23 protein-coding genes and 1 pseudogene are annotated in these 23,936 nt (G+C 41.5%); 22 read left to right on the top strand and 2 right to left on the bottom strand.

The features are described from left to right. Positions 1-23: 23 nt before the first annotated feature. The 4 genes from I2432_RS06300 (at position 24) to pepV (ending at position 5,290) form a co-directional block, all read left to right on the top strand. On the top strand, positions 24-1,034 hold the full coding sequence (locus I2432_RS06300) for an extracellular solute-binding protein (RefSeq protein WP_049752574.1): 1,011 nt from the start codon (positions 24-26) through the stop codon (positions 1,032-1,034). A gap of 252 nt (positions 1,035-1,286) precedes the next feature. After that, positions 1,287-3,071: an excinuclease ABC subunit UvrC gene (uvrC, locus tag I2432_RS06295; protein WP_206158672.1), complete on the top strand. Its 1,785-nt coding sequence runs from the start codon at positions 1,287-1,289 to the stop codon at positions 3,069-3,071. Positions 3,072-3,198: 127 nt separating this feature from the next. Then, a complete protein-coding gene (locus I2432_RS06290) occupies positions 3,199-3,801 on the top strand; it encodes a nitroreductase family protein (RefSeq protein ID WP_012515790.1) in 603 nt (200 codons plus the stop codon). Positions 3,802-3,880: 79 nt separating this feature from the next. Further along, positions 3,881-5,290: a dipeptidase PepV gene (gene pepV / locus I2432_RS06285; RefSeq protein WP_206158671.1), complete on the top strand. Its 1,410-nt coding sequence runs from the start codon at positions 3,881-3,883 to the stop codon at positions 5,288-5,290. Positions 5,291-5,554: 264 nt separating this feature from the next. On the opposite strand, the gene mnmE is transcribed toward pepV, so the two are convergent. Beyond that, positions 5,555-6,931: a tRNA uridine-5-carboxymethylaminomethyl(34) synthesis GTPase MnmE gene (gene mnmE, locus I2432_RS06280; protein WP_012677809.1), complete on the bottom strand. Its 1,377-nt coding sequence runs from the start codon at positions 6,929-6,931 to the stop codon at positions 5,555-5,557. A gap of 492 nt (positions 6,932-7,423) precedes the next feature. Here mnmE and I2432_RS06275 point away from each other — a divergent pair, with 492 nt between their 5' ends. The 13 genes from I2432_RS06275 (at position 7,424) to I2432_RS06215 (ending at position 17,786) form a co-directional block, all read left to right on the top strand. Further along, positions 7,424-7,618, top strand: a complete 195-nt coding sequence (locus I2432_RS06275; RefSeq protein WP_138119426.1) for a hypothetical protein — start codon at positions 7,424-7,426, stop codon at positions 7,616-7,618. Next, a complete protein-coding gene (locus I2432_RS06270; protein ID WP_196819645.1) occupies positions 7,615-8,181 on the top strand; it encodes a hypothetical protein in 567 nt (188 codons plus the stop codon). Before I2432_RS06275 ends, I2432_RS06270 begins: the two co-directional genes overlap by 4 nt. Positions 8,182-8,826: 645 nt before the next feature. Next, on the top strand, positions 8,827-9,141 hold the full coding sequence (locus tag I2432_RS06265) for a TIGR04197 family type VII secretion effector (protein WP_138119422.1): 315 nt from the start codon (positions 8,827-8,829) through the stop codon (positions 9,139-9,141). Next, complete coding sequence (locus I2432_RS06260) at positions 9,128-9,478, top strand: hypothetical protein (protein ID WP_228294441.1); 351 nt, start codon at positions 9,128-9,130, stop codon at positions 9,476-9,478. Before I2432_RS06265 ends, I2432_RS06260 begins: the two co-directional genes overlap by 14 nt. Then, entirely contained in the window at positions 9,468-11,075 is a 1,608-nt protein-coding gene (locus I2432_RS06255; RefSeq protein ID WP_231151016.1) for a glycine zipper domain-containing protein, read from the top strand. The genes I2432_RS06260 and I2432_RS06255 overlap by 11 nt, the downstream gene beginning before the upstream one ends. After that, complete coding sequence (locus I2432_RS06250) at positions 11,069-11,755, top strand: hypothetical protein (RefSeq protein ID WP_138119419.1); 687 nt, start codon at positions 11,069-11,071, stop codon at positions 11,753-11,755. The genes I2432_RS06255 and I2432_RS06250 overlap by 7 nt, the downstream gene beginning before the upstream one ends. Positions 11,756-11,776: 21 nt before the next feature. Next, the gene (locus tag I2432_RS06245; RefSeq protein WP_043025989.1) at positions 11,777-12,472 is read left to right on the top strand and encodes a hypothetical protein; all 696 of its coding nucleotides are present in this window, start codon (positions 11,777-11,779) and stop codon (positions 12,470-12,472) included. Between the two features lie 21 nt (positions 12,473-12,493). Beyond that, positions 12,494-13,159 (top strand): hypothetical protein, encoded by a 666-nt coding sequence (locus I2432_RS06240; protein ID WP_206158670.1) that lies wholly within the window; start codon positions 12,494-12,496, stop codon positions 13,157-13,159. Positions 13,160-13,165: 6 nt separating this feature from the next. Next, entirely contained in the window at positions 13,166-13,480 is a 315-nt protein-coding gene (locus I2432_RS06235; RefSeq protein WP_043036962.1) for a DUF4176 domain-containing protein, read from the top strand. Between the two features lie 434 nt (positions 13,481-13,914). Further along, positions 13,915-14,598, top strand: a complete 684-nt coding sequence (gene rpiA / locus I2432_RS06230) for a ribose-5-phosphate isomerase RpiA (RefSeq protein ID WP_138119415.1) — start codon at positions 13,915-13,917, stop codon at positions 14,596-14,598. A gap of 77 nt (positions 14,599-14,675) precedes the next feature. Further along, entirely contained in the window at positions 14,676-15,887 is a 1,212-nt protein-coding gene (locus tag I2432_RS06225; protein ID WP_014623010.1) for a phosphopentomutase, read from the top strand. 213 nt (positions 15,888-16,100) lie between these two features. After that, entirely contained in the window at positions 16,101-16,910 is an 810-nt protein-coding gene (locus tag I2432_RS06220) for a purine-nucleoside phosphorylase (protein WP_206158669.1), read from the top strand. A gap of 90 nt (positions 16,911-17,000) precedes the next feature. Next, complete coding sequence (locus I2432_RS06215; protein WP_021320860.1) at positions 17,001-17,786, top strand: hypothetical protein; 786 nt, start codon at positions 17,001-17,003, stop codon at positions 17,784-17,786. Between the two features lie 130 nt (positions 17,787-17,916). Here the strand turns inward: I2432_RS06215 and I2432_RS06210 are convergent, their stop codons facing one another. After that, positions 17,917-18,825, bottom strand: a complete 909-nt coding sequence (locus I2432_RS06210) for a LysR family transcriptional regulator (RefSeq protein WP_012677820.1) — start codon at positions 18,823-18,825, stop codon at positions 17,917-17,919. 340 nt (positions 18,826-19,165) lie between these two features. Here I2432_RS06210 and I2432_RS06205 point away from each other — a divergent pair. The 5 genes and pseudogenes from I2432_RS06205 to I2432_RS06185 all read left to right on the top strand — a co-directional run. After that, positions 19,166-19,606, top strand: a pseudogene (locus tag I2432_RS06205) (hypothetical protein); the annotation flags it as partial. 438 nt (positions 19,607-20,044) lie between these two features. Next, positions 20,045-20,737 carry an orotidine-5'-phosphate decarboxylase gene (gene pyrF, locus I2432_RS06200; protein ID WP_042670772.1) on the top strand — a complete coding sequence of 231 codons (693 nt, stop codon included), beginning with the start codon at positions 20,045-20,047 and terminating at the stop codon, positions 20,735-20,737. A 59-nt stretch (positions 20,738-20,796) separates the two neighbouring features. Further along, positions 20,797-21,432 (top strand): orotate phosphoribosyltransferase, encoded by a 636-nt coding sequence (pyrE, locus tag I2432_RS06195; protein ID WP_012515772.1) that lies wholly within the window; start codon positions 20,797-20,799, stop codon positions 21,430-21,432. A 51-nt stretch (positions 21,433-21,483) separates the two neighbouring features. After that, positions 21,484-22,227: a GNAT family N-acetyltransferase gene (locus tag I2432_RS06190; RefSeq protein WP_012677824.1), complete on the top strand. Its 744-nt coding sequence runs from the start codon at positions 21,484-21,486 to the stop codon at positions 22,225-22,227. A 228-nt stretch (positions 22,228-22,455) separates the two neighbouring features. Next, positions 22,456-23,913 (top strand): amidase, encoded by a 1,458-nt coding sequence (locus tag I2432_RS06185; protein WP_138119411.1) that lies wholly within the window; start codon positions 22,456-22,458, stop codon positions 23,911-23,913. Positions 23,914-23,936: the final 23 nt, after the last annotated feature.

Raw genomic sequence — 23,936 nt, 5'->3', positions numbered from 1 at the left:
CAAGAAAAAAACTGCTATTAGCAATGGCAATAGTGATACTGGGCTTGATTGGCTCTGGCCTGTATGCTATCTGGAGACATCAAGCAGGATCAGCTCCCAGCAAACCAAGAGAATTGGTTGTTTTGACACCCAACAGTCAAAATATCTTAACAGGTACGATTCCAGCATTTGAAGAAAAATATGGTATTAAAATCCGTCTGATCCAAGGAAGCACAGGTCAGCTCATTGATCGCTTGCAAAAAGGCAAGGATCAGCTCCATGCAGACATCTTTTTTGGGGGGAATTACACACAATTTGAGAGTCATAAGGAGCTATTTGAGCCATACCTTTCAAAGCATATTGGCTTTGTATTGCCTGATTACCTGCTGCAAAGCGAGGTCGCAACCCCTTATACGCTTAATGGAAGTGTTCTTATTGTGAATAATGAATTGGCAAAGGATATGGTCATTACCAGCTATGAGGATTTGCTAAAGCCAGAGCTAAAGGGAAAGATTGCTTTTGCAGACCCCAACACCTCCTCTAGTGCCTTTTCTCAGCTGACCAATATTCTCTTAGCCAAGGGAGGCTACACTAACCCCAAGGCTTGGAGCTACATCAAGCAATTGATCCATAGTATTAATTCGATCAAATCTGCTAGCTCATCAGATGTTTATCAGTCAGTAGCAGAAGGAAAGATGACTGTCGGTCTTACCTATGAGGACCCCTGTGTCACCCTTTTAAAGAGTGGTGCCAACGTTTCTATTGTGTATCCAAAGGAGGGAACGGTTTTTTTACCCTCAGCAGTTGCCATTGTTAAGCAATCTAAGGCCAAGGCTGATGCCAAATTGTTTATTAATTATATGTTGTCTTTAGATGTGCAGCGGGCCTTTGGTCAATCAACTAGTAATAGGCCAATTCGAAAGGACGCTAAGGCCAGTCAAGACATGAAGCCTTTAGATGACATTGTCACGCTAAAGGAAGACTATGATTACATCACAGGACATAAAAAGGATATTTTAGAACGATACAATCAATTGAGAAAGACCACTGACTAAATGGCTTTGTTATATGAAACAGTTCATGCTGTGCTGCACCTGAATCGTTAGCTGCTTTGTCTAGCTTTTTGAGGTCAATCTCTGCTTGGGCTGTTTTTTATGTTACCATAACCCACCGTATTTGTTCAGAAAGTCAAGCGAGATCTTAATAGCCAGTTATAATAGGTCTTTGAGAGGGAGTCTGAGCTTGCTTGAGGTGGCAAGAAGATCTGTTTTGAAGTCAAATGGCTGAATTTTTGGTAAAATGATAGCATGAATGAACTGATAAAACACAAGCTAGAGCTTTTGCCAGATAGTCCGGGCTGTTATTTGCATAAGGACAAGGCTGGCACTATTATTTATGTTGGCAAGGCCAAAAATCTGAGAAATCGCGTACGCTCTTATTTTCGAGGAAGCCATGATACCAAGACAGAGCTGTTAGTTTCTGAAATAGCTGATTTTGAGTTTATTGTCACAGGATCAAATACAGAGGCACTCTTATTGGAAATCAACTTGATTCAAGAGAACATGCCCAAGTACAATATCAAGCTAAAGGACGACAAGTCTTATCCCTTTATCAAGATCACTAACGAGCCATTTCCAAGATTATTAATCACACGTCAGATTAAAAAAAATGACGGTCTGTATTTTGGCCCCTATCCAGATGCTTACACTGCCACTGAGGTTAAAAAGCTGCTAGACCGTATTTTTCCTTTTAAAAAATGCAAAAACCCTGTTAACAAGGTCTGCTTTTACTATCATTTAGGGCAATGTCAGGCTCATACGATTTGCCATACGGACAAGGCCTATTGGGATAGCTTGGTTGCTGATGTCAAGCAGTTTTTAACTGGCAAGGACGACAATATCATTGATGGCTTGCGCTCCAAGATGCTTGAAGCCTCTAACAAGCAAGAATTTGAACGAGCAGCTGAATATCGTGATTTGATTTCAGGTATTGCCACCATGCGGACCAAGCAAAGGGTGATGAGTAAGGACTTGCAGGATAGGGATATTTTTGGCTATTTTGTTGATAAGGGCTGGATGTGTGTGCAGGTCTTTTTTGTCCGTCAGGGTAAGTTAATTCAGCGAGATGTGAATATGTTTCCCTATTATAATGAAGCCGAAGAGGATTTTCTGACCTATGTCGGGCAATTTTACAGTGACCAACGGCATTTGATCCCTAAGGAGGTCTTTATTCCAGAGACGATTGATGAGACCTTGGTTGCAGCCATTGTTCCAGCAAGGATTGTCAAGTCGCAGCGAGGGGAAAAAAAGCAGCTGGTCGCCTTAGCAACTAAGAATGCTCGGGTTAGCCTTCAGCAAAAATTTGATTTGCTGGAAAAGGATTTAAGAAAAACAAGTGGTGCTATTGAGCATCTTGGTCAGCTGTTAGGTATTGAAAAGCCTGTTCGTATTGAGGCCTTTGACAATTCAAACATTCAGGGCACAAGTCCGGTAGCTGCGATGGTGGTTTTTGTCGATGGGAAGCCCAGCAAGAAGGACTATCGCAAATTTAAAATCAAAACAGTGATTGGTCCAGATGATTATGCGAGCATGAGAGAGGTGATTTATCGTCGTTATAGCCGCGTGAAGCATGAAGGGCTACAGGTACCTGATTTGATTATTGTTGATGGTGGGCAGGGGCAGGTCAAGGCTGCTCGCGATGTCATTGAGCACCAGCTAGGCCTTAGCATTCCAGTAGCTGGCCTGCAAAAAAATGACAAGCACCAGACCCATGAATTGCTTTTTGGGAACCCCTTGGCAGTTGTTGAGCTGCCGAGAAATTCAGAAGAGTTTTTTCTGCTGCATCGTATACAAGACGAGGTTCATCGTTTTGCCATTACCTTTCATCGGCAGGTCAGGAGTAAAAATGCCTTTTCATCAAAGCTAGATCACATTGCAGGCTTGGGGCCAAAGCGCAAGCAGCTACTGCTCAAGCGGTTTAAAAGCATGACTGCTCTTGAACAGGCTAGCCTTGAAGAGATTCAGCAGCTAGGGATTCCAAAAACGGTCGCTGAAGCGCTGATTGATCACCTTACCTCAAAAAGTGACACCTGAATTTGCCTTATCAGGAGCCCTAACAGTCTGAATTTTCTTGACAAAAGTGAAAAAATAGCTGAAACCAGTTTCAAAAAATGATAGAATGATACTACAACATAAAAGAATTAGATAGGAAGCATTTGCAGTGAAATTTCTCGAATTAAATAAAAAACGCCATGCTATTAAACGGTTTAATGACAAGCCAGTTGACTATAATGACTTGCGAACAGCTATTGAGGTTGCCACTTTGGCACCAAGCGCTAATAATATTCAGCCTTGGAAATTTGTCATTGTTGAGGAAAAAAAGGCAGAGCTGGCAAAGGATTTGCCGCTGGCTAATAAGATTCAAGTAGAGCAGGCTCAGTATGTTATTGCCCTGTTTTCTGATACCGACCTCATTCAGCGCTCTCGTAAGATTGCCCGCATTGGGGTCAAGTCCTTGCCTGATGACTTGATTGGCTATTACATGGAGACCCTGCCGCCACGCTTTGCTACCTTTACTGAGACCCAAAAAGGCGAATACCTAGCCATTAATGCTGGCTTGGTGGCGATGAATTTGGTGCTTGCCTTAACGGACCAGAAAATGGCATCAAATATTATTTTAGGCTTTAATAAAAAGCTAACTAATGAGATTTTAGATATTGATCCACGCTTTCGTCCTGAATTATTGATAACTGTGGGTTATAGCGATGATAAGCCAGAGCCTAGCTATCGCCTACCAGTAGACGAAATCATTGAAAGACGCTAGGATACACAATTACGTCCAGCTAGCCTATAAGTCCTTGGATTTAGGAGAATAGCTAGGCAAACAGATAAAGGAGAAAAAGATGACAACAATTGATTTTAAAGCAGAGGTTGATAAGCGCAAGGAAGCTATGCTAGAGGACCTATCAAACCTGTTAAGCATTAATTCCGAGCGAGACGATTCTAAGGCAGATGCCAAGCACCCATTTGGCCCTGGACCAGTTGAGGCTTTGGAGTTCTTTCTTGCCCTAGCAGAGCGTGATGGTTACCAAACGCGTAATATTGATAACTATGCTGGTGATTTTGAATTTGGTCAGGGAGATGAGGTGTTAGGGATTTTTGCCCATCTAGATGTGGTACCTGCTGGTAGTGGCTGGGAGACAGACCCTTATAAGCCAGTGATTAAGGATAATCGTATCTATGCGCGTGGTTCATCTGATGATAAGGGGCCAACCATGGCTTGCTATTATGCCCTGAAAATCATCAAGGAATTAGGCTTGCCAGTTTCTAAAAGGGTTCGCTTCATTGTTGGGACTGATGAGGAGTCAGGCTGGGGTGATATGGACTATTATTTTGCCCACAATGGCTTGAAGAACCCTGATTTTGGTTTTTCACCAGATGCTGAATTTCCCATTATCAATGGTGAAAAAGGAAACATTACAGAATACCTTCATTTTGCTGGTCAAAATGCTGGATCTTTTGTCCTTCATCGCTTCCAAGGCGGTTTACGTGAAAATATGGTTCCTGAATCAGCGACAGCTCTTATCAGCTCACCGCACGAGCTTAATGTTATCGAAGCTTCTTTGGAGCAATTCTTATCTGAGCATGCAGTGACAGGCTCCGTCAAAGAGGCTGATGGGCTATTAGAAGTAACCATTATTGGAAAATCTGCTCATGGCTCTACACCGGAAGCTGGTGTTAACGGTGCAACCCTGCTTGCTAAATTCTTAAATCAATTTAGCTTTGATGGCGCAGCCAAGGCTTATTTGCATATTGCAGGTGAGGTGCTTCATGAGGATTTCGCAGCAGAAAAGCTTGGCTTGGCTTATACAGATGACAAAATGGGTGCCCTTAGCATGAATGCAGGCGTCTTTAGCTTTGCTAAGGATTCAGATGACAATACCATTGCCTTGAATTTCCGTTATCCAAAGGGAACCAATGCGGCAGTGCTAAAGGCAGGGCTTGAGCAATTACCAGGCTTGACTAAGGTTACCTTATCTGAGCATGAGCACACGCCTCACTATGTGCCAATGGACGATGAGCTGGTTTCAACCCTCTTGTCAGTCTATGAAAAGCAAACAGGACTCAAGGGCTACGAGCAGGTTATCGGTGGTGGCACCTTTGGACGCTTGCTTGAGCGTGGTGTTGCCTTTGGTGCGATGTTCCCAGGTGATGAAAACACAATGCACCAAGCCAATGAATACATGCCACTAGATAACATTTACCGCTCTGCCGCGATCTACGCTGAAGCTATTTATGAATTGATCAAATAAGAGATTGAACAAGGTCTCTGTCTAAGATGAGCCTTGCTAATATTAACGAATAAAAGCCTTATGAAGTCAGTCGTTTAATGAGACTTCATAAGGCTTTTTGTTTGGCGTCAAGCCATTATTTGCTAAGAGAAATGCCACAGTGGATCATCGTTTGAAAAGTCCCTGTAAGAACAGACGTAAAACTAGCTTTAGAGGAGACATTGATAGGCAGTCATGCTTATCAAGGTCTTATCTAGCAATTATGACAAAAAGATCAGTAAGCTTTTACTTTCCAAGGCAAAATTGGCTGAACAATTGAGTAATTAATTCATCAGGTGCGGCATCGCCTGTGATTTCTCCTAGAATTTCCCAAGCTCTGGTCAAATCAATCTGTAAGAGATCAACCGGCATTCCTAAAGCAAGTCCTTCATTGACAGCCTCTAAGCTTTGTACTGCCTGCTCAATCAAGGAAATATGACGAGCATTGGATAGGTAAGTCGCATCTTGCTCTATTAGTCCAGTATGATCAAAGAAAAGCTGGTTGATCCGGTCTTCAATCAGGTCAATATTTTGGTTTTGCAAAACTGATATTGGGATCGCCTCTTCTGGAAGCTGGTCTTTTTCAATGACCTGCTCCAGATCGGTTTTATTGAGGAGAATAATGCGATTGCTATCCTGACTAAGGGCTAGCAGAGCCTTGTCCTGTTCGGTCAGCTTTTCCGAAGCATTGAGAACCAAAAGGACCAGATCAGCCTCCTGTAGGGCTTTTTTAGAGCGCTCAACACCAATTTGCTCTACTAAATCATCTGTTTCTCTAATTCCGGCAGTATCAACTAGCTTTAGTGGAATTCCCTTGATATTGACATATTCTTCAATGACATCACGAGTTGTTCCTGCAATATCAGTGACAATGGCCTTGTCCTCACGCAACAAGGTATTGAGCAGACTAGACTTTCCTACATTTGGTCGGCCGATAATAGCTGTTGACAAGCCCTCACGCAGGATCTTTCCGCGCTTGGCAGTGCGTAGAAGCTGCTCTAAAAGTGCCTGAAATTCTTGTGTTTTGTCACGCAAAAGAGCAGTGGTCATTTCTTCAACATCATCATATTCGGGGTAGTCAATATTGACCTCAACCTGGGCTAAGGTATTTAGGATTTCTTGACGTGTGTTGGTGATGAGCTGTGATAAGGAGCCATCTAGCTGCTTGATAGCAATAGACATGGCCTTATCAGTCTTTGCACGGATCAGATCCATAACCGCTTCGGCTTGTGTCAGATCAATACGGCCATTTAAAAAAGCACGCTTTGTAAATTCGCCGGGCTCTGCCATTCGAGCTCCCTGTTTAATGAGGAGCTGTAAAATGTCATTTGTCACTGCAATACCACCATGGGTATTGATTTCAATCACGTCCTCTCTGGTAAAGGTTTTTGGCGCTAGCATCACCGAAACCATGACCTCATCAATCACCTCACCTGTGCTTGGCCTGATAATATGACCATAGTTAAGGGTATGTGAGGCGACCGTTGTTAGATCCTTTCCTTTAAAGATCGATTTAGCAATGTCCAGAGCCTTAGTACCAGACAAGCGAACAATGCCAATAGCTCCTTCACCTAATGGAGTTGAAATGGCTGCAATTGTATCAAATTCTTTAGTTATACTCATGCCTTCTATTGTAGAACAAGTCAGCATAGAAAGCAAGGTATTGCATTAGCTGCTCGTTGTCGTCATTCTTGGCTAGTGGTAAAGCCTTAAAAGCAGTTGTAAACAGCTAAAGCTATGATTAAAAAGCCTTGTATGGTAAGTATAGGATAAAGCCAAAAAGCTGATGAGTTTTAGATAAACATACAGGCTCGAAAAGCCCTATTAAACCGACAGCAACAATTCTCACACAGTATAGTTGACTTAACTACCTGATGTCATTTCTGGCTGTTTTTATAATGACAAAGAAAGCAGGCCATATTAAATATCCTAAACTTAGCATAGATAATACTAGTAAATAGCAATCGATTAGAGTATACAATGTCATAATTATGGTTATATTGATTAATTATACACTAGTAATAAGGTAGATTATTTTGTTATAATAAAATATATACAATTATTAGAGAGTTAGAAAGGGTTATATGGTAGTATTACAAAATAACAGCAGCACATATGGGAATAGCTATAGGTGTTGGTACAGCCGTTGGTGGCCTTTTTGGGTTTGTGTTAGGGGTCGGCTTATCAATGCTTTTTGATGCAACCTATGATAATAAAGACAGTATTGTATCGGATACAAATGATTTTGTCAATGATGTAGGTGATGTTGTTTCAGGCTTTTTTGGAAAACTAGGGAGTGCTTTTGGATGAGTGCATTTAAGAAAAATTATATCAATTTTGGTTGGCTTTCGGATAGAGCGATTTATATTGATACTACTACTAAGGAAGTTTATTTGACAGATATTAAGAAAAACAGTAATGGAATAATGCTTTTAGGACCAGTCATGTCAAGTATAAGCTATACATTTTTCCAAGTAATAGGTACATATATTGGTATTATTGACGATTTTGTTTTTAGAGTGATCAGTTTAGGCTTACTAATGGCATTATCTATTATATTTGGAGCTGGGACTATTTTATTTGTACGTTCTAAAGCAAATTTTACTCCATATCATTTATCTGATAACCATTTAGCAAAAGTTGTAAAATCAGCAAATTTACAAAATTGGGTGATACAAATTTGTCTAGTAATCTTGTTAATGAGCTCAGTCTGTATGAGTTTTCTTTATCTGTATAAAGGAAAAAGCACAACTATTCTGATGATTGGCATTTTCATAGCAATATTAACGATGCTGATATTGGACTATTCGCCACTAAAGAAAAGAAGATTGATAAAGAAAATGAAGAAGTCTGTTTTAAATGGCATTCATTAGAAAGGGAAAAGATACTGGAAATATGATATTAACCAAATAATACTAATGCTGACGATATTTTTAGTATCGTTAACAATTTTTGCTTATTTTTTCTATTGATGAATAGTTTATTGTTGTTAATTTGTTCATCTGCCTTATTATTTTGTATAAACGTTTCAAGTCTTTATGGGAGAAAAGCTTCAAAGAAACTGTTTAATAGAGAACATTAGGGAGAATGACATGACTTATTTACTTATCGGCAGTATTGTTCAATTAGAAAATGGTACTGCAAAATTAATGATTACAACCAGATTTGCCCTTTTATAATGATAATGGCAATATTGGTTATTTTGACTATGCTGGGTGCTTGTATCCTAGTGGACTGACTGACAATTAGGGCTTCTTTTTCAACCACGAAAACATTAAAAAAGTCTGGCTTGAAGGCTATATTGATGATAGTGAAAGAGAAGCTCAAGACTTTTTTAAAAAGGAGGCAGACCATATTAAATATCCTAAACTTAGTATAGATAATAGCACTAAATAGCATTAATTTAAGTATATAACGTTATGATTATGGTTAGATTAGTTCATTATACACTAGCAATAAGGTAGATTATTTTGTTATAATAAAATATATACAATTATTAGAGAGTTAGAAAGGGTTATATGGTAGTATTACAAAATAACAGTAGCACAGCTAGTGAGCGAGCGACAGCTTTGGCAAGAGGAGTCCAATCCCTCTCTAGTGCTGGTGCGGTGAGCAAAGATATGAAGACGACCGTTACTGGAAATCGTAGTGATGCCAGCTCTGCCATTGATTTATCGCACAACGTTTCAGCGCAGGTAGTTGGGATCATCGCTTCTATGTCGCAACACATTCAGAGTGTCTCTGCCTCTTTTCAAGCGATGGATCTTCAGCTTGGAAAAGAGTTAGGGCGTTTAGAAAACAGGCGGAGGTTTAGTCTCAATGACCCAAAATGAGCTCATGTACCAGAAGGAGAGATTGGATAAACGCTTGGAAACCATAGCCCAAGAGCTCAAGCGTAATGAACAGCGCTTTGAAGACTATGAGGAGCTATCTAACCTAGCGGCACAGCTGTTAACAGAAGCTGCAACCACCTTTCGTTCATCACCAGATAGTCATCTCTTTGAAGGGGCTTTGGAAGAGGGGCGTTATTTGGAAAGAAAAACACAAGTGTCCTTGGAACAAAGTCATGAGGAGCTCTTAGGAGAACAGCGTCGTTTGTATCAGGAGGAAGAAGCCCTTACCCGAAAATTAAAGCTAGTCAAAGAAAAGGAGAGAGCCAATGAGTATTGACATGTATCTGGGGTCGTCGGACCAGCAGGCTAGTAGCGTTGGTAAGGTCTTGCAGCAGCGGATAACAGCTTATAGGTCTTTGCAAAGAGCCTTGGAGCAATTGGTGTCCTCTAGTCCTGACTTATCAGGGCATACCTATGCTTCTGCTAAAAGGTACAGCGAGCAGGTATTGATCCCTTTGATGAGGGGCTGTATCCTGCTAGATGAAGCCATCAAGGAAGCCTGTGCAGCATTTCCCAATGACTACCGTCGTCAGGTTGATAGTGTGGATTTGAAGGAGAGTGAGCTGGTGGATCAGATCAGCCGCTCAGACCGCATCATAGGTCGTTACGTTGAGTTGATTGATCTGGAGTATCGGCAGGAGGTGCCGAATTACTCTTATATTACTAATCTCAAAAGTGGGGAGAGTAACCAGCGTCAAGTCAAGAGAAAATTAGAAGAGAAGCTCCTTAAGCTGCGAGAGTTTGATAGCAATTCTCGTCACCTTTTTTCATCTATTGCAGCCTTAGCCGAGGCAGTCAATACAGGTATCAGACAAACCAAGACCTCTTGGAATGGGACAAGTCAGACGTTCACCCTTCCTAGGGCTCTTGATCTAGAGTGGACCAAGGTAGTAGAAAAGAGGTGGACGCAAAGGGAGGAAAAAGCCTCGAAGCTTAAGTTAAAGCAGGCAGCAGAAAAACTCTCAAGAGAAACTGGGATTAAGTACGAAGATGCCTATCGTTTTGTGATGGACGGTGTTCTGTCAGATGAAAATAGGAACAAAATAAAGAGTGTAAAGAAGCTAGTCAAGTATACAAAGGGTGGGCTGTATATCGTTTCCTCAGGAAGATATTATTGGAAACATTCAGGTAAACATTATTGGAAAAATACACCAAACAAAAAATGGAATATTTGGAAAGCGTCTAAAAACGATCCCAATTTTGATAAGGGAGGGATCAAAGATAAAGTCTTCTCTAAAAAAGGCGCCCGTTACACAGACTTACCTGGTATCAAGCAATTGAAGAAGAGTAAGAAAGTCCAATCGCTTGTTTCTAGAATCTCCAAAGATGGTGATGACCTAACCAAAGTTGGTAAAGGGTTAAAGAAAGTTGATAAAGGGCTAAGCAGCATATCGTCAAAACTCAAGTCATATGAGCATGGACGCCTAAATAGAGACTTGAAAATGATGAAGGAGAATAACCTGGGTAAAAGTCTCGGTAAGTTTGGGAACGTTGGAAAAGCTGCAAGCAAGGTGCTCAAGTTTGCAGGAAAAGGTCTCAAAGTTGCGGGTTGGGTAGGTGCCGCTATCAATGTTAAGGACTCGGTTGAAACTTACAAGAAAAAAGGCTATAGCAATGAACAAACTGCTGCTTTAACAGCCCGTAAGGTAGCTGTCGATACTGCAACAACTGTTGTCGGAAGCAATATCGGTCGTGTAGCTGGAGCAGCTGTTGGGCAAATGCTTATTCCGATTCCGGGAGTAGGCGCTGCCCTTGGTTCAGTCGTGGGTAGTATTGCTGTAGGATGGTTCGGTAGTAAAGTTGGTAATGCAGTGAATGCTCAATTAGATAAAACTGTAAAACCTAAACAATCAGGAAGGAGTTTAGTATGGTAATGTTAATGAGAACCTTGTTATTTCCCATAGATAATGGTATGGATAATAACTTAATTGGAGACGGCTTATCAGCTGAGTATGATTTGTGGACTGGAAAGGTCACGTGGCGTCAGCCCAGTGATGATAAGATTAGAACCCAACAAAAGGTAGCATTTGTACTTAATCTCATAGCTGGTAGCTTATCTCCATTGGCTATATTTTTATTTGTTATTGTTGTTAGACGTCTGGGCGTTTTCAACAGTGACACTAATTCAATGATTTTCAAGTGGGCACCGCTAATAGTTGGATTTATCCTTTTTATATCGTTTGAATTATTGATGTTGGCGCTTAGAAGTAGATATACGATATTAGAGGAAGAGCCCGATTTAGATCGTCAACTATACTATTATCGTACAATGTATGATAATACTATACATGACAATTCAGGTGTTTTTAATAATTTATCAGTACCTTATGTAGGTCTGTACATCACTTTCTTTCTAATTTTTTTAATCATTCCACTTTGTTATCATTTTTACTTGCACCCATCTTCATTTGGGGATTATCTTGCTGCATTATCTGTAACAAGTGTACTGATTTCTCTATTTCCCAATTTTATATGGAATGGTATTTTGAAGCATATTATCTACGTCAAACTTATTCGCAAAACAAAAGAAAGAATTTTAGAGAGTGAAAGATAAACAATCAAGAAGGAGTTTAGCATGGTAATGTTAATGAGAACACTGTTATTTCCAGTTGATAACGGACTTGATTCAGGATTGACTGGTGATGGTTATGCAGCTGAGTATGACCTATGGACTGGAAAGGTCACGTGGCGACAAGCCACCAAACAAACAATTGAAAAGCAACAAGCACTAACGTCTAACCTTTTGATTATTGCCTCATGCTTATCACCAGTTACTGTTGCAGGAATGATACTGTTGAGTAGAAGTTTCCCTATTTTCGAGGAAGACTTATCAGAGAAAATTGATATCTATGCTCCAATTATTCTTGGAATCGTTTTATTTCTTGCGTTTGAGGCTTTAATGCTTGCGATCAGAGTTCGTGACCCGTTGGCACAGGAGGAACCAGATTTGAAGCGGCAGCATGACTATTTTGAAAAGATGTTTGATTTTGCTATTCGTAGAAATTTGTCGTCAGATAATCTAAAAACTCCTTATATAGCTACTTATTTTGCCTTTGGTATTTCTTTACTCTGTATTCCATTTAGCTATTATGTTTATCTGAATCCGGAGCAATTCCCTAATTTGGATTATGGTCATTTATCAATCCTGCTTGTAACAAGTATTCTTATTTCCCTAGTTCCCAACTTTTTATGGAATGTTCTATTAAAGCACATTATCTACATCAAACTAATTCGTAAAACGAAGGAAAGAATCTTAAAAGATGAAACCTAAACAATCAGGAAGGAGTTTAGCATGGTAATGTTAATGAGAACGTTGTTATTTCCCGTAGATAATGGTATGGGAACGGGCTTGACTGGAAACGGACTAGCAGCTGAGTATGACTTATGGACTGGAAAGGTCACGTGGCGTCAGCCCAGTGATGATAAGATTAGAACTCAGCAAAAGATAGCTTCAATACTGAGTATCATAGCTGGTAGCTTATCTCCGTTAGCCATATTTTTATTTGTTATTGTTGTTAGACGTCTGGGCGTTTTCAACAGTGACACTAATTCAATGATTTTCAAATATGCACCGCTAATGGTGGGACTACTCAGTTTCCTGTCTTTTGAGTTACTTATGTTAGGACTTAGAAATTTATATCCTCTAGCAAAAAAGAACCCTAGTTTGGAACAACAGCACTACTATTTTAAAACAATGTATGATATCACTATTCGTGAAAATGATGTCATGCCCCAAGGTAGTAAGCCATTTGTGGGGACTTATGGGGCTTTCCTGATAGCTTTTTTAGCAATTCCTATTGCCTATTATGCTTACTTCCATCCGCGTTCGTTTGGAGATTATCTCGCTGCATTATCTGTAACAAGTTTGTTAATCTCGCTAATTCCACAATTTCTATGGAATCTTATTATTAAACATATTATTTACATCAAACTTATTCGCAAAACGAAAGGACAATAAAACATTATGAACAAACCAGAACACATTTTACCGATTGGTACTATAGTATTGACTGAGACAGGAGAAATTCCTTTGATGATTGTGAGTCGTGCCTCTCTTTTTGATGATAATGGAGAAATCGGCTATTTTGATTATGCCGCAGTCCCTTATCCAGAAGGTATAGGAAATGATAATGAGTATCTTTTCTTCAATCATGAGGATATTGCTGATGTCATCTATTTTGGGTATGTCAATTCCAATGAACAGCTTTTTGCAGAAGCCTACGATGATTTGGTGAAAACATCAGGTTATCGCAAATTAAGCTTAGATCACCATCAATAGAACAAGAATCCGAAGATTATCTGAAAAAAGGAGAGAGCCAATGAGTATTGACATGTATCTGGGGTCGTCGGACCAGCAGGCTAATGGTGTATGGCCAATATTTTGAGAGGATCGGTCTGCTCCTCTTTTTTTTGTATGTTCAAAGCTATAAAAATCTTACTTTTTGAGGTATAAAGGTTCGACAATCAAGAGCATTTGCTCTGATGGCCTTAATGCTCTTGATTATAGCTTCTGGTCAGCTTGTGTTGTCTGATCCAGATTTGATTAAGGCTTTAATGACAGCCGTGAAGGCAAGCTTAAGAGCGGCATGTCTAATGTTAATTCACAATGGAGAAGGAAAATTGGCGCAAACAGTGTGAGATTTTCATTAACAAGTTTGCGCTTTCATGGTATAATAAGGTGCTAGGAAGCATTTTATTAATAAGGGGGGAATCATGGAAGCACTGAAAAAGCTTGCCGGTGTGACTGCTGCGCAATATGTAACAGATGGAATGACCATTGGATTAGGAACAGGATCAACAGCTTATTACTTTGTTGAAGAAATTGGACGTCGCATCAAGGAAGAAGGACTACAGGTTGTTGGTGTGACGACCTCAAGTGTGACAACCAAGCAGGCAGAGGGCCTAGGTATTCCCTTAACATCAATTGATGATATTGACTGCATTGACCTGACTGTTGATGGTGCTGATGAGGTGGATAAGGCCTTTAACGGTATCAAGGGTGGTGGAGCGGCTCTATTGATGGAGAAAATCGTTGCAACACCAACCAAGGAATACATCTGGGTTGTTGATGAATCAAAGCTAGTGGATCATTTAGGTGCTTTCAAGCTCCCTGTTGAGGTCGTTCAATACGGTGCTGATAGGCTATTTCGAGTCTTTGAAAGGGCTGGCTATAAGCCCTCTTTTCGCATGAAGGGGGATAAGCGTCTCATAACGGATATGCAGAACTTTATCATTGATCTTGACCTTGGCTGTATCGAAAATCCTTTTGAGTTTGGGCGTCTGCTGGATCAAACTGTTGGTGTCGTCGAGCATGGCCTTTTCAATGGTATGGTTGATAAGGTCATTGTTGCTGGTCAGGCTGGTGTAACGGTCCTTGAAGCTAATCAGTCAACCTAATTCCTAGCTCAATCATGTTTTACATTATTTTATAGGTTTTGGGGAGCCAACCGTAACCTCCCCTAGATTGGAGACTTATGTCAAAATTTAATCGTATTCACTTAGTCGTTCTAGATTCTGTTGGTATTGGTGCAGCACCAGATGCCGACAAATTCTTTAATGCTGGTGTAGCTGATACAGATTCTGACACCCTCGGTCATATTTCAGAGACAGCTGGTCTGGCTGTTCCAAATATGGCAAAAATTGGACTTGGTCATATTCCTCGTCCTGTACCCCTAAAGACAGTTCCAGCCGAGGCTGATCCTACTGGCTATGTCACCAAATTGGAAGAGGTATCTCTTGGTAAGGACACCATGACAGGTCACTGGGAAATCATGGGCTTGAACATTACTGAGCCATTTGATACTTTCTGGGACGGCTTTCCAGAGGAGATTATCCAAAAAATCGAAGCTTTTTCAGGTCGTAAGGTTATTCGTGAAGCCAATAAGCCTTACTCAGGAACAAAGGTGATTGATGATTTTGGTCCCCGTCAAATGGAAACCGGTGAGCTGATTGTTTATACCTCTGCTGACCCTGTATTGCAAATTGCAGCACATGAGGAGGTGATTCCTGTTGAGGAGCTTTACCGGATTTGTGAGTATGCGCGTTCCATTACCCTTGAGCGTCCTGCTCTGTTAGGTCGTATTATCGCACGTCCGTATGTAGGAGAGCCAGGCAGCTTCACCCGTACAGCTAATCGTCATGATTATGCAGTTTCACCGTTCCAAGACACTGTCTTGAATAAGCTGGCTGACGCTGGGATTTCTACTTACGCTGTTGGGAAAATCAATGATATCTTTAATGGCTCAGGAATTACCAACGATATGGGGCACAATAAGTCTAACAGTCATGGGATTGATACCTTGATCAAAACCTTGCAGCTGCCAGCATTTACAAAAGGTCTTTCTTTTACTAACTTAGTTGATTTTGATGCCAGCTTTGGTCACCGTCGTGATCCAGAGGGCTATCGTGACTGCTTGCATGAATTTGATCGTCGCTTGCCAGAGATCATTGCTAATATGAAGGACGATGATCTGCTCTTGATTACAGCTGATCATGGTAATGACCCAACCTATGCTGGAACTGACCACACACGTGAGTATATTCCATTGCTTGCTTACTCAGCCTCCTGCACTGGAGCAGGTGTGATTCCACAGGGACATTTTGCTGATATTTCAGCGACTATTGCCGAAAACTTCGGTGTGGACACTGCTATGATTGGAACATCATTCTTAGCTGACTTGGTATAGGAGTAAGCAAATACCATTTGATAGGCAAAGGAGCTTGGCGTATCAAATTGAAAACCAGCGCTGTGGTTAGGTCTATTAATAGGCTTGTGGCAGGTTGTCTAGTTCTGATGATCGGTATGATATTAGTTGATTTATTGGACTTTGCTACAGCAAAAAGCTCAAGAGAAGCATGTTTTATAGTAAAAAATAAAATAAGATAAAAGGAGAAATAAGATGACATTACTTGAAAAAATTCGTGAAACACAGGCTTTCCTAGAAAGCAAGGGCATTGACAAGCCTGAATTTGGTCTCATTCTAGGCTCTGGTCTAGGTGAGCTAGCCAATGAGGTTGAGCAGGCGATTGTGATTGATTATGCTGATATTCCAAACTGGGGCAAATCAACAGTTGTTGGTCATGCCGGAAAATTAGTTTATGGTAAGTTAGCCGGCCGTAAGGTATTGGCACTTCAAGGGCGCTTCCATTTCTACGAAGGCAATCCAATGGAGGTTGTGACCTTCCCAGTACGTGTGATGAAGGCTCTTGGCTGCCATAGCCTGCTTGTGACAAATGCAGCAGGTGGTATCGGATATAGCCCTGGAACACTGATGCTGATTAATGACCATATCAATATGACAGGGACAAACCCTCTTATTGGTGAAAACCTAGATGAATTTGGTCCACGCTTCCCAGATATGTCTGATGCTTATACAGCAGCTTATCGTGATACAGCTCGTTTGGTAGCAGAAAAGCTAGGCCTAGACCTGCAAGAGGGAGTTTACCTTGGCTGTTCAGGACCAACCTATGAAACTCCAGCTGAGATTCGTGCCTTTAAGGTTATGGGGGCAGATGCTGTTGGTATGTCAACTGTGCCGGAGGTTATTATCGCTGCCCACTCAGGCTTGAAGGTGCTTGGAATTTCAGCGATTACGAACTTTGCAGCAGGCTTCCAATCAGAGCTTAACCATGAAGAGGTTGTAGAGGTAACTGAGCGTATCAAGGAAAACTTTAAAGGCTTGGTTAAGGCTATTTTGGCAGAGCTTTAAGGCTTGCTCTTAGGTTAGCGGTAACGCTGGGTCGCTGCTAGTCCTTTGATCGATAAGATGAGGAAAAATAAGGATTGGGACATTAGAGTGATGACTGATATGGAACATACGATAAGTATTCTTTTAGAAGTTTATGCTTATAGTCATGCCTACAAAATTGCAAGAACTCTGCCTGATTTTTCACCCAAGGTACTTTATTTGCTTGAGCTTTTAAAGGAAAGAAGAGAGCTTAACGTTGCTTATGCCTTTCAACATAGGGCGGAAAATAGGCTTATTGAGGATAGACATCAGGTTAAGCTTTTGTTAAATGAAGCCCAAGAGGAGGAGCAGATTGCAAATTACCTGCTTGATTTGGCAGCTAAGGTCAAAAACGGTGAGATTATTGATTTTGTGAGGTCAGTGTCCCCTGTCTTATATCGTCTCTTTTTGCGGCTGCTTGAGCAGGCTATCCCAGATGTTCAAAGCTATATTATTGATACCAAGAATGATCAATATGACACTTGGAATTTTAAAGCAATGGAAAAAGCCGATAATGCCCTCTTTAGGAGCTATCTGGCACAAAGACAGCCGCGTCATGTGACGACACGTAGCCTGGCTGATTTACTTGTTTTATCGGAGCTTCCAGCTGATATTAAGAAGTTAGTGGTAGTCTTAAGGCAGTTTGAAAAATCAGTCCGCAACCCCCTAGCACATTTGATCAAACCCTTTGATGAGGAGGAGCTATATCGGACAACTCATTTTTCTTCTCAAGCCTTTCTAGATGGTTTGATTAGCTTAGCAGTTTTTTCTGGTGTTAACTATATCAAAGAGCCCTTCTATTTTGATGTCGTTAATGCTGTCATCGCAAAGGAGCTGTTAGACAGCGCCAAGCCTTAGCTACTTGAAAGATTAGCAATAATAAAAAACCTGAACGATCTGAACTAGGCTTCTCTAAGCTAGCTGTGACTAGTCAGCTTAGAGCCTTAGAACAGGTCTTTCAGGTTTTTTGTGTTTAGCTAGTAGTCAATTAATGATTGAAGTTAATTTCTTCTAGCAGGTAGTCAATAAATCGCTCTCCCATTTTTGAGAGGTTAGCTTTTTCGTGCTTGATAAAGACAATCTCAATCACATCAGGAACATCTAAGGGAATAGCGACAATCTGATCTCCATTTAGATTTGTGTTTAAAATACCGCTGGCAACGGTGTAGCCATTTAAACCAATCATGAGATTAAATAGGGTGGCTCGGTCGCTCACCACAATAGATTTGCTATGAGGGATATGTGCCATCATCTCCTCTGAGAAATAAAAGGAATTGTGAATCCCTTGGTCATAGCTTAGATAAGGAAAATCAAGGAGATCATCAATGGTTAAGCTGGTTTTATTTGCCAGAGGATTGGACTTGCTGATAAAGATATGCGGTGTGGTTTTAAATAGGGTGGAAACGGTCAAATGATGTTCCTCAAACAGCTTGGTAAGGACGTCTCGGTTGTAGTCATTGATAAACAAAACGCCGATTTCTGAGCGAAAATTTTTCACATCGTCAATGATTTCCCAGGTTCTTGTTTCTCGCAAGAAAAGCTCGTACTGGGTCATATCAGCCCGCTTTAATAAAGACACAAAAGCATTGACAACAAAGGCGTAATGCTGAGAGGAAACACTAAAAAGCTCACGACTAGTATTGTGATTTTTATAGCGATCCTCTAGCAGTGCTGTTTGTTCAATAATTTGTCTGGCATAAGATAGAAACTCAACCCCGTCCTTGGTTAAGGTAATGCCCTTGGGATTACGAATGAAAATAGTAATGCCCATCTCCTGCTCTAATTCCTTGACAGCATTAGACAGACTGGGCTGCGTGATAAATAATTGCTTAGCGGCTTCGTTCATGGAACCGCATTCAACAATCTTTATAATGTATTGTAGTTGTTGGATTCTCATACTGACAGTCTATCTTAAATAGTACAAAGAATCAAGTGCCTTTATTAGAGCTTAAGACAAGGCTTCACAAGCGGTAGCCTAGCTTGTGCGGTGAAGCTAGCTTGATGCTAGTGTTGTACCCAGGTAAAAAAGAGCTGGCAAATAGGCAGTTTTATCGCTTTTTGCCGCTTATTTTTGGCATGCCTGTGTTTTGATAAACGGCTGGTCTTGATCGGTAAAAAGTAATCGTGATAATGTCAGATAATACCTATTTTTCCATTGCTCTTTTAATTTTCTTGTGTTATATTAATAATATTGATATATTTAATGTTTTGAGATAAAGGGTGGTGATGGTGTAAATATGACGGGACAAAGTAGTCATCAGGTATTAATTCAAAAGCTGTTGGTCAGCACTCACTATTTGACATTATTTAGAGATGAGCTGAAGCTAGTTGAGAGGACACCATCTATTTTGGGAAGTGAGTTTCCTGTCTCTCTTGTCCAAATGGAATTAGGTGATATTATCACCTTGGTGGATACCTTAAATAAGCAGCAGCGTTTGATTGAGTCGACCTTTTGGTATGAGGAGTCAGCCTTTAAGCTCATGAACAAGGCCTTAGATATTGTTGATAATTGGATAAAAGGGATAGATGGCTTGATTAAGCTCTGCCAGTCCAAGGAGGTCTTTCAGGCCATTGTTGGTGATAAAAGAACGCGTGTTTTTGGTGTTTTAATTGATGTTTTTTCCTCTCTAAAAATTAGCACCATGTCATTGAAGGAATTTGCTGCTCCGGCTGCTCTTTGCCATTAGATTAGGCTGGACTAGGCTTGGGTAGTGACTGGTTAAGTCTTGTAGGACGCCTCTCTCATGACAAGTCTAGCTTTAGGGTGAGCAGTGTGCCAAGGGTGTATTACATGTTGGCTGTTTTCAGACTTAGCCTTGTTAGGTTAGCTGTAAGTGACGTCAAAACCCTTTGACAGGGGCTGTAAAAAAAGCTATAATGGTTAAGATAAGTTACCTTTAAGTGAGTCCAGAGAGGCGAGCAAGGTACACAGGATAAGGCGAGAGGGCTTGCTCTCTTGATTTTCGTGTAGCCTCGCTTCTTTGGAAGTGAGGCTTTTATGATGTGACTTTCAGTTGGTCTTGTAGCAAGGATCCATAAGACCAGTAAACCGCTCGTTAGACGGGTGGGCATGATTTATTTGGGAGTATTCCCAAACTGCATAGAAAGGATAGGTTATGCGAGAAGAACGCCCTATTATTGCCTTAGATTTTCCTTCCTTTGAGGAGGTCAAGTCATTTTTGTCGCTGTTTCCAGCTGATGAGAGGCTATACGTTAAGATTGGTATGGAACTGTATTATGCTGAAGGACCAGACATTGTCCGTTATATCAAGTCCTTAGGCCACAGTGTTTTTCTGGATTTGAAGCTGCATGATATTCCAAATACAGTCAGATCAACGATGGCAGTCCTATCAAGGCTTGGTATAGACATGACGACTGTGCAGGCTGCTGGAGGTGTAGAGATGCTTAGAGCAGCGCGTGAGGGCTTGGGGGAGGGCCCGATTCTCATTGCGGTGACACAGCTAACATCAACTAGCGAAGAGCAAATGCGTGAGGATCAAAACATTCAATCCACACTGATAGCATCTGTGCTTCACTATGCCAAGCGTACCGCTCAGGCTAAGCTAGATGGTGTGGTTTGCTCAGCCCATGAGGTCAAGGCCATTAAGGCAGAAGTGCCAGTAGGCTTTGTGTGTTTGACACCTGGGATTCGCCCAACAGGTGCTGATATCGGAGATCAAAAGCGAGTGATGACCCCTCATCAAGCTAGAGCTATCGGAAGTGACTATATTGTTCTTGGTCGTCCAATCACTCGGGCTACAGACCCTGTCAAGGCTTATCACCAGATTAAGGCAGAGTGGAACCGTTAGCAGCAGGATCATCATGACACATATAGCTGGACTATGACACCAAGGAAAAGAGGAGAAAAATGACACTAGCAGCACAAATTGCAACAGATTTACTTGAGATTAAGGCCGTTTACCTAAGACCAAAGGAGCCCTTTACTTGGGCGTCAGGCATTACATCACCGATTTATACGGACAATCGGATCACCCTTTCTTATCCAAAAACCAGAAGCTTGATTGAAAATGGCTTTGTGGAGACGATTAAGGCAGTATTTCCAGAGGTTGAGGTGATTGCTGGCACAGCAACTGCTGGTATTCCACATGGTGCTATCGTTGCAGATAAGATGGACCTGCCTTTTGCCTATATCCGCAGCAAGCCAAAGGATCATGGAGCAGGCAACCAAATAGAAGGGCATGTGCGCTGCGGGCAAAAAATGGTGATTATCGAGGATTTGATTTCAACAGGTGGATCAGTTCTGGAGGCGGCAGCGGCAGCTAGTCGCGAAGGTGCTGATGTACTAGGAGTGGTGGCAATTTTTACCTATGAATTGCCAGTAGCAAGCATCAATTTTGAAAAGGCTGGGCTTTCTTTGGTGACCTTGTCTAATTATTCAGACCTCATTAAGGTTGCTAAGGCTAAGGGCTATATTGATGCTGATGGCTTAGCCTTATTAAAAAGATTTAAAGAGGATCAAAAGCATTGGCAGCATGAGAGTTAAACAGTACTGAAAAGCTGCTGACATGCTGATCATGTCTTAAGGAGAGAAAAAATGACTTACAAAGACTTACTTGAGATGGGTGAGACCATTTATTATCAGACGGATCGCTTGACTTACTACAAAAATCCTGTGGTATCTGAGCGCTATTTTGATAATTACCTTAGCTATCGTAGCATGCCTTCTTTGGCTGATTTGAAAAAGGACTTGGCCTATGTGGCAAAAGAGCAGCAGGATTATCCTAGTCACTACGCCTTTCTCTTTTTTGCTGAAAATGAGGAGCTAAGTACAGACATGCGAGCTTATTTGACAGATCATCACTTTAGCCTTGAAAAGCACCTGATCTTTACCAATGAGCTGGCAAAGCTTCACCTAAAGGAGCGTGATATATCACCAGTCACTATTGAACAGCTCTCAGAAACAAGCTTTTCTGCCTATCTGGCTTACAAATATCAGGCTAATTTGGCTTATGGTGAAACCTATGCCAATCAATGCAAGGCTGATAATGAAGCCAATCTATTGACAAACGGCTCAACCATTTATTTAGCCATCAAGGAAGGGAAGATTATCGGAGATATTACGGCTTGGGAATGTGGCGACTATATTGAAATGGACGATTTCAGTGTAGATGAGGCCTATCGTGGTCGTGGTATTGGTACAGCCTTACAGCGTAAGGCCAGTCAAGGCTATAAGAAGGTCATTCTCATCTCAGAAGAAGCTAATCGCGCCATGTATGAGCACCAAGGCTATCAGGAGGTTGCTTACTACTGGACAGCGCTAAAAACATCGACTAGATAAGTGATAAAGAAACAGATTATAGGATTGAAGGTGTGGGCTCTTATGAGTATGACTCTTCAATCCTTTTTTTCTGAGCGCATTTGCTAATCATACCTGATGAATAAGTCGTAGCCTGTCTAATGGCTCATTTTAATGGCGTCTTGCTCTGTTTTATGATTAAATATAGAGAAAAAGCTATTGTTAGGGCATGCTTGTTGGTCTAGCAAGGCTGATGGATAGGATAGGGAATTGACGATTTTTAAAGATGCAACAGAAATGGCGCAGGCTGTTCGAGAAGGTAGGGTGAGCCCCTCAGCCTTAGTGAGAGACACAATTAAAAAGGCTCAAGCATTCAATCCTGAGTTGAATGCTATTACCTCAGAGCGTTTTTCAGAAGCTCTTGCTGAGGCAGCAGCAAGGGATTTTTCTGGAAAGCCATTTGCTGGTGTGCCTATTTTTCTAAAGGATTTAGGGCAGGAGCAGGAGGGCCAATTGGCCACTGCAGGATCAGTGTTATTTAAGGATTATCGTGCCTCAAAAACGGATTATGTTGTGCAGCGACTAGAGGAGCTGGGCTTTATTATTTTAGGAAGAAGCAATACGCCTGAATTTGGCTTTAAAAATATTAGTGATAGCCGCTTACATGGTCCGGTAAATTTGCCACAGGATAAGAGTCGTAATGCCGGTGGCTCATCAGGTGGAGCAGCAGCTCTTGTGTCCTCAGGAATCACCTTGCTGGCTCCTGCTAGTGACGGAGGAGGGTCCATTCGGATTCCTGCCTCCTTTAATGGCTTGATTGGTTTAAAGCCAAGCAGAGGAAGAGTGCCTGTAGGGCCAAGCTCTTATCGTGGCTGGCAGGGGGCGTCTGTTCATTTTGCCTTAACGAGGTCTATTCGAGACACAAGTCGTCTTCTTTATCACTTGCAGGCTTATCAGGTGGAAAGCCCTTTTCCATTAATGCCATTAACTAAAGAAGAGCTTTTTCACCCCTTAGACAGACCCTTAAGGATTGCTCTTTATGATCACATGATAGATGGAACTACCGCCTCTATAGATGCTCAGACAGCTTTAGTCGAGGCCTGTCATTTTCTAAAAGAGATGGGGCATGAGGTTGTGCGATTAGATAAGCTTCCTCTAGATATACCAAAGGTTATGAGGGATTACTACCTGATGACTAGTGTTGAGACAGCTGCTATGTTTGCTGATAGCCAAGAAGCCCTTGGTCGTCAGGTGACCAAAGCAGATATGGAGGTCATGACCTGGGCTATCTACCAAGCGGGTAAGGATATTCTTGCTTCGGTCTATTCTCAGGCGCTGCAGCGCTGGGACCATTATAGTGCTGAAATGGCAAGCTTTCATAAGCAGTATGATCTTTTGCTGACCTTTACCGCCAATACGCCTGCTCCAAAGCATGGACAGCTTCAGCCAAGCAAGGAGCTAATAGATAAGCTGGCTAAGACGGAATGCTACCCCTCCAGTCAGCGCCTAGCGCTAGTAGAAGCCATGTTTGAGCAGAGCCTATCCATAACCCCTTACACAGCTTTGGCAAATCTGACAGGCCAGCCAGCCCTTAGCTTGCCAACCTATGAAACGTCTGCTGGATTGCCGATGGGCATTCAATTGATAGCTGCCAAGGGGCGAGAAGACTTATTGCTGGGAGTAGCTAGACAGTTTGAACAGGCTGGATTGCTAAAGCTACCTAGTTAAATATTATAAAACAGAGCTAATCT

This window comes from Streptococcus equi subsp. zooepidemicus, assembly GCF_015689395.1.
GTDB lineage: Bacteria > Bacillota > Bacilli > Lactobacillales > Streptococcaceae > Streptococcus > Streptococcus equi.
Note: the sequence above shows the minus strand (reverse complement) of the source record. Positions and strands in the feature narration are given on the sequence as shown.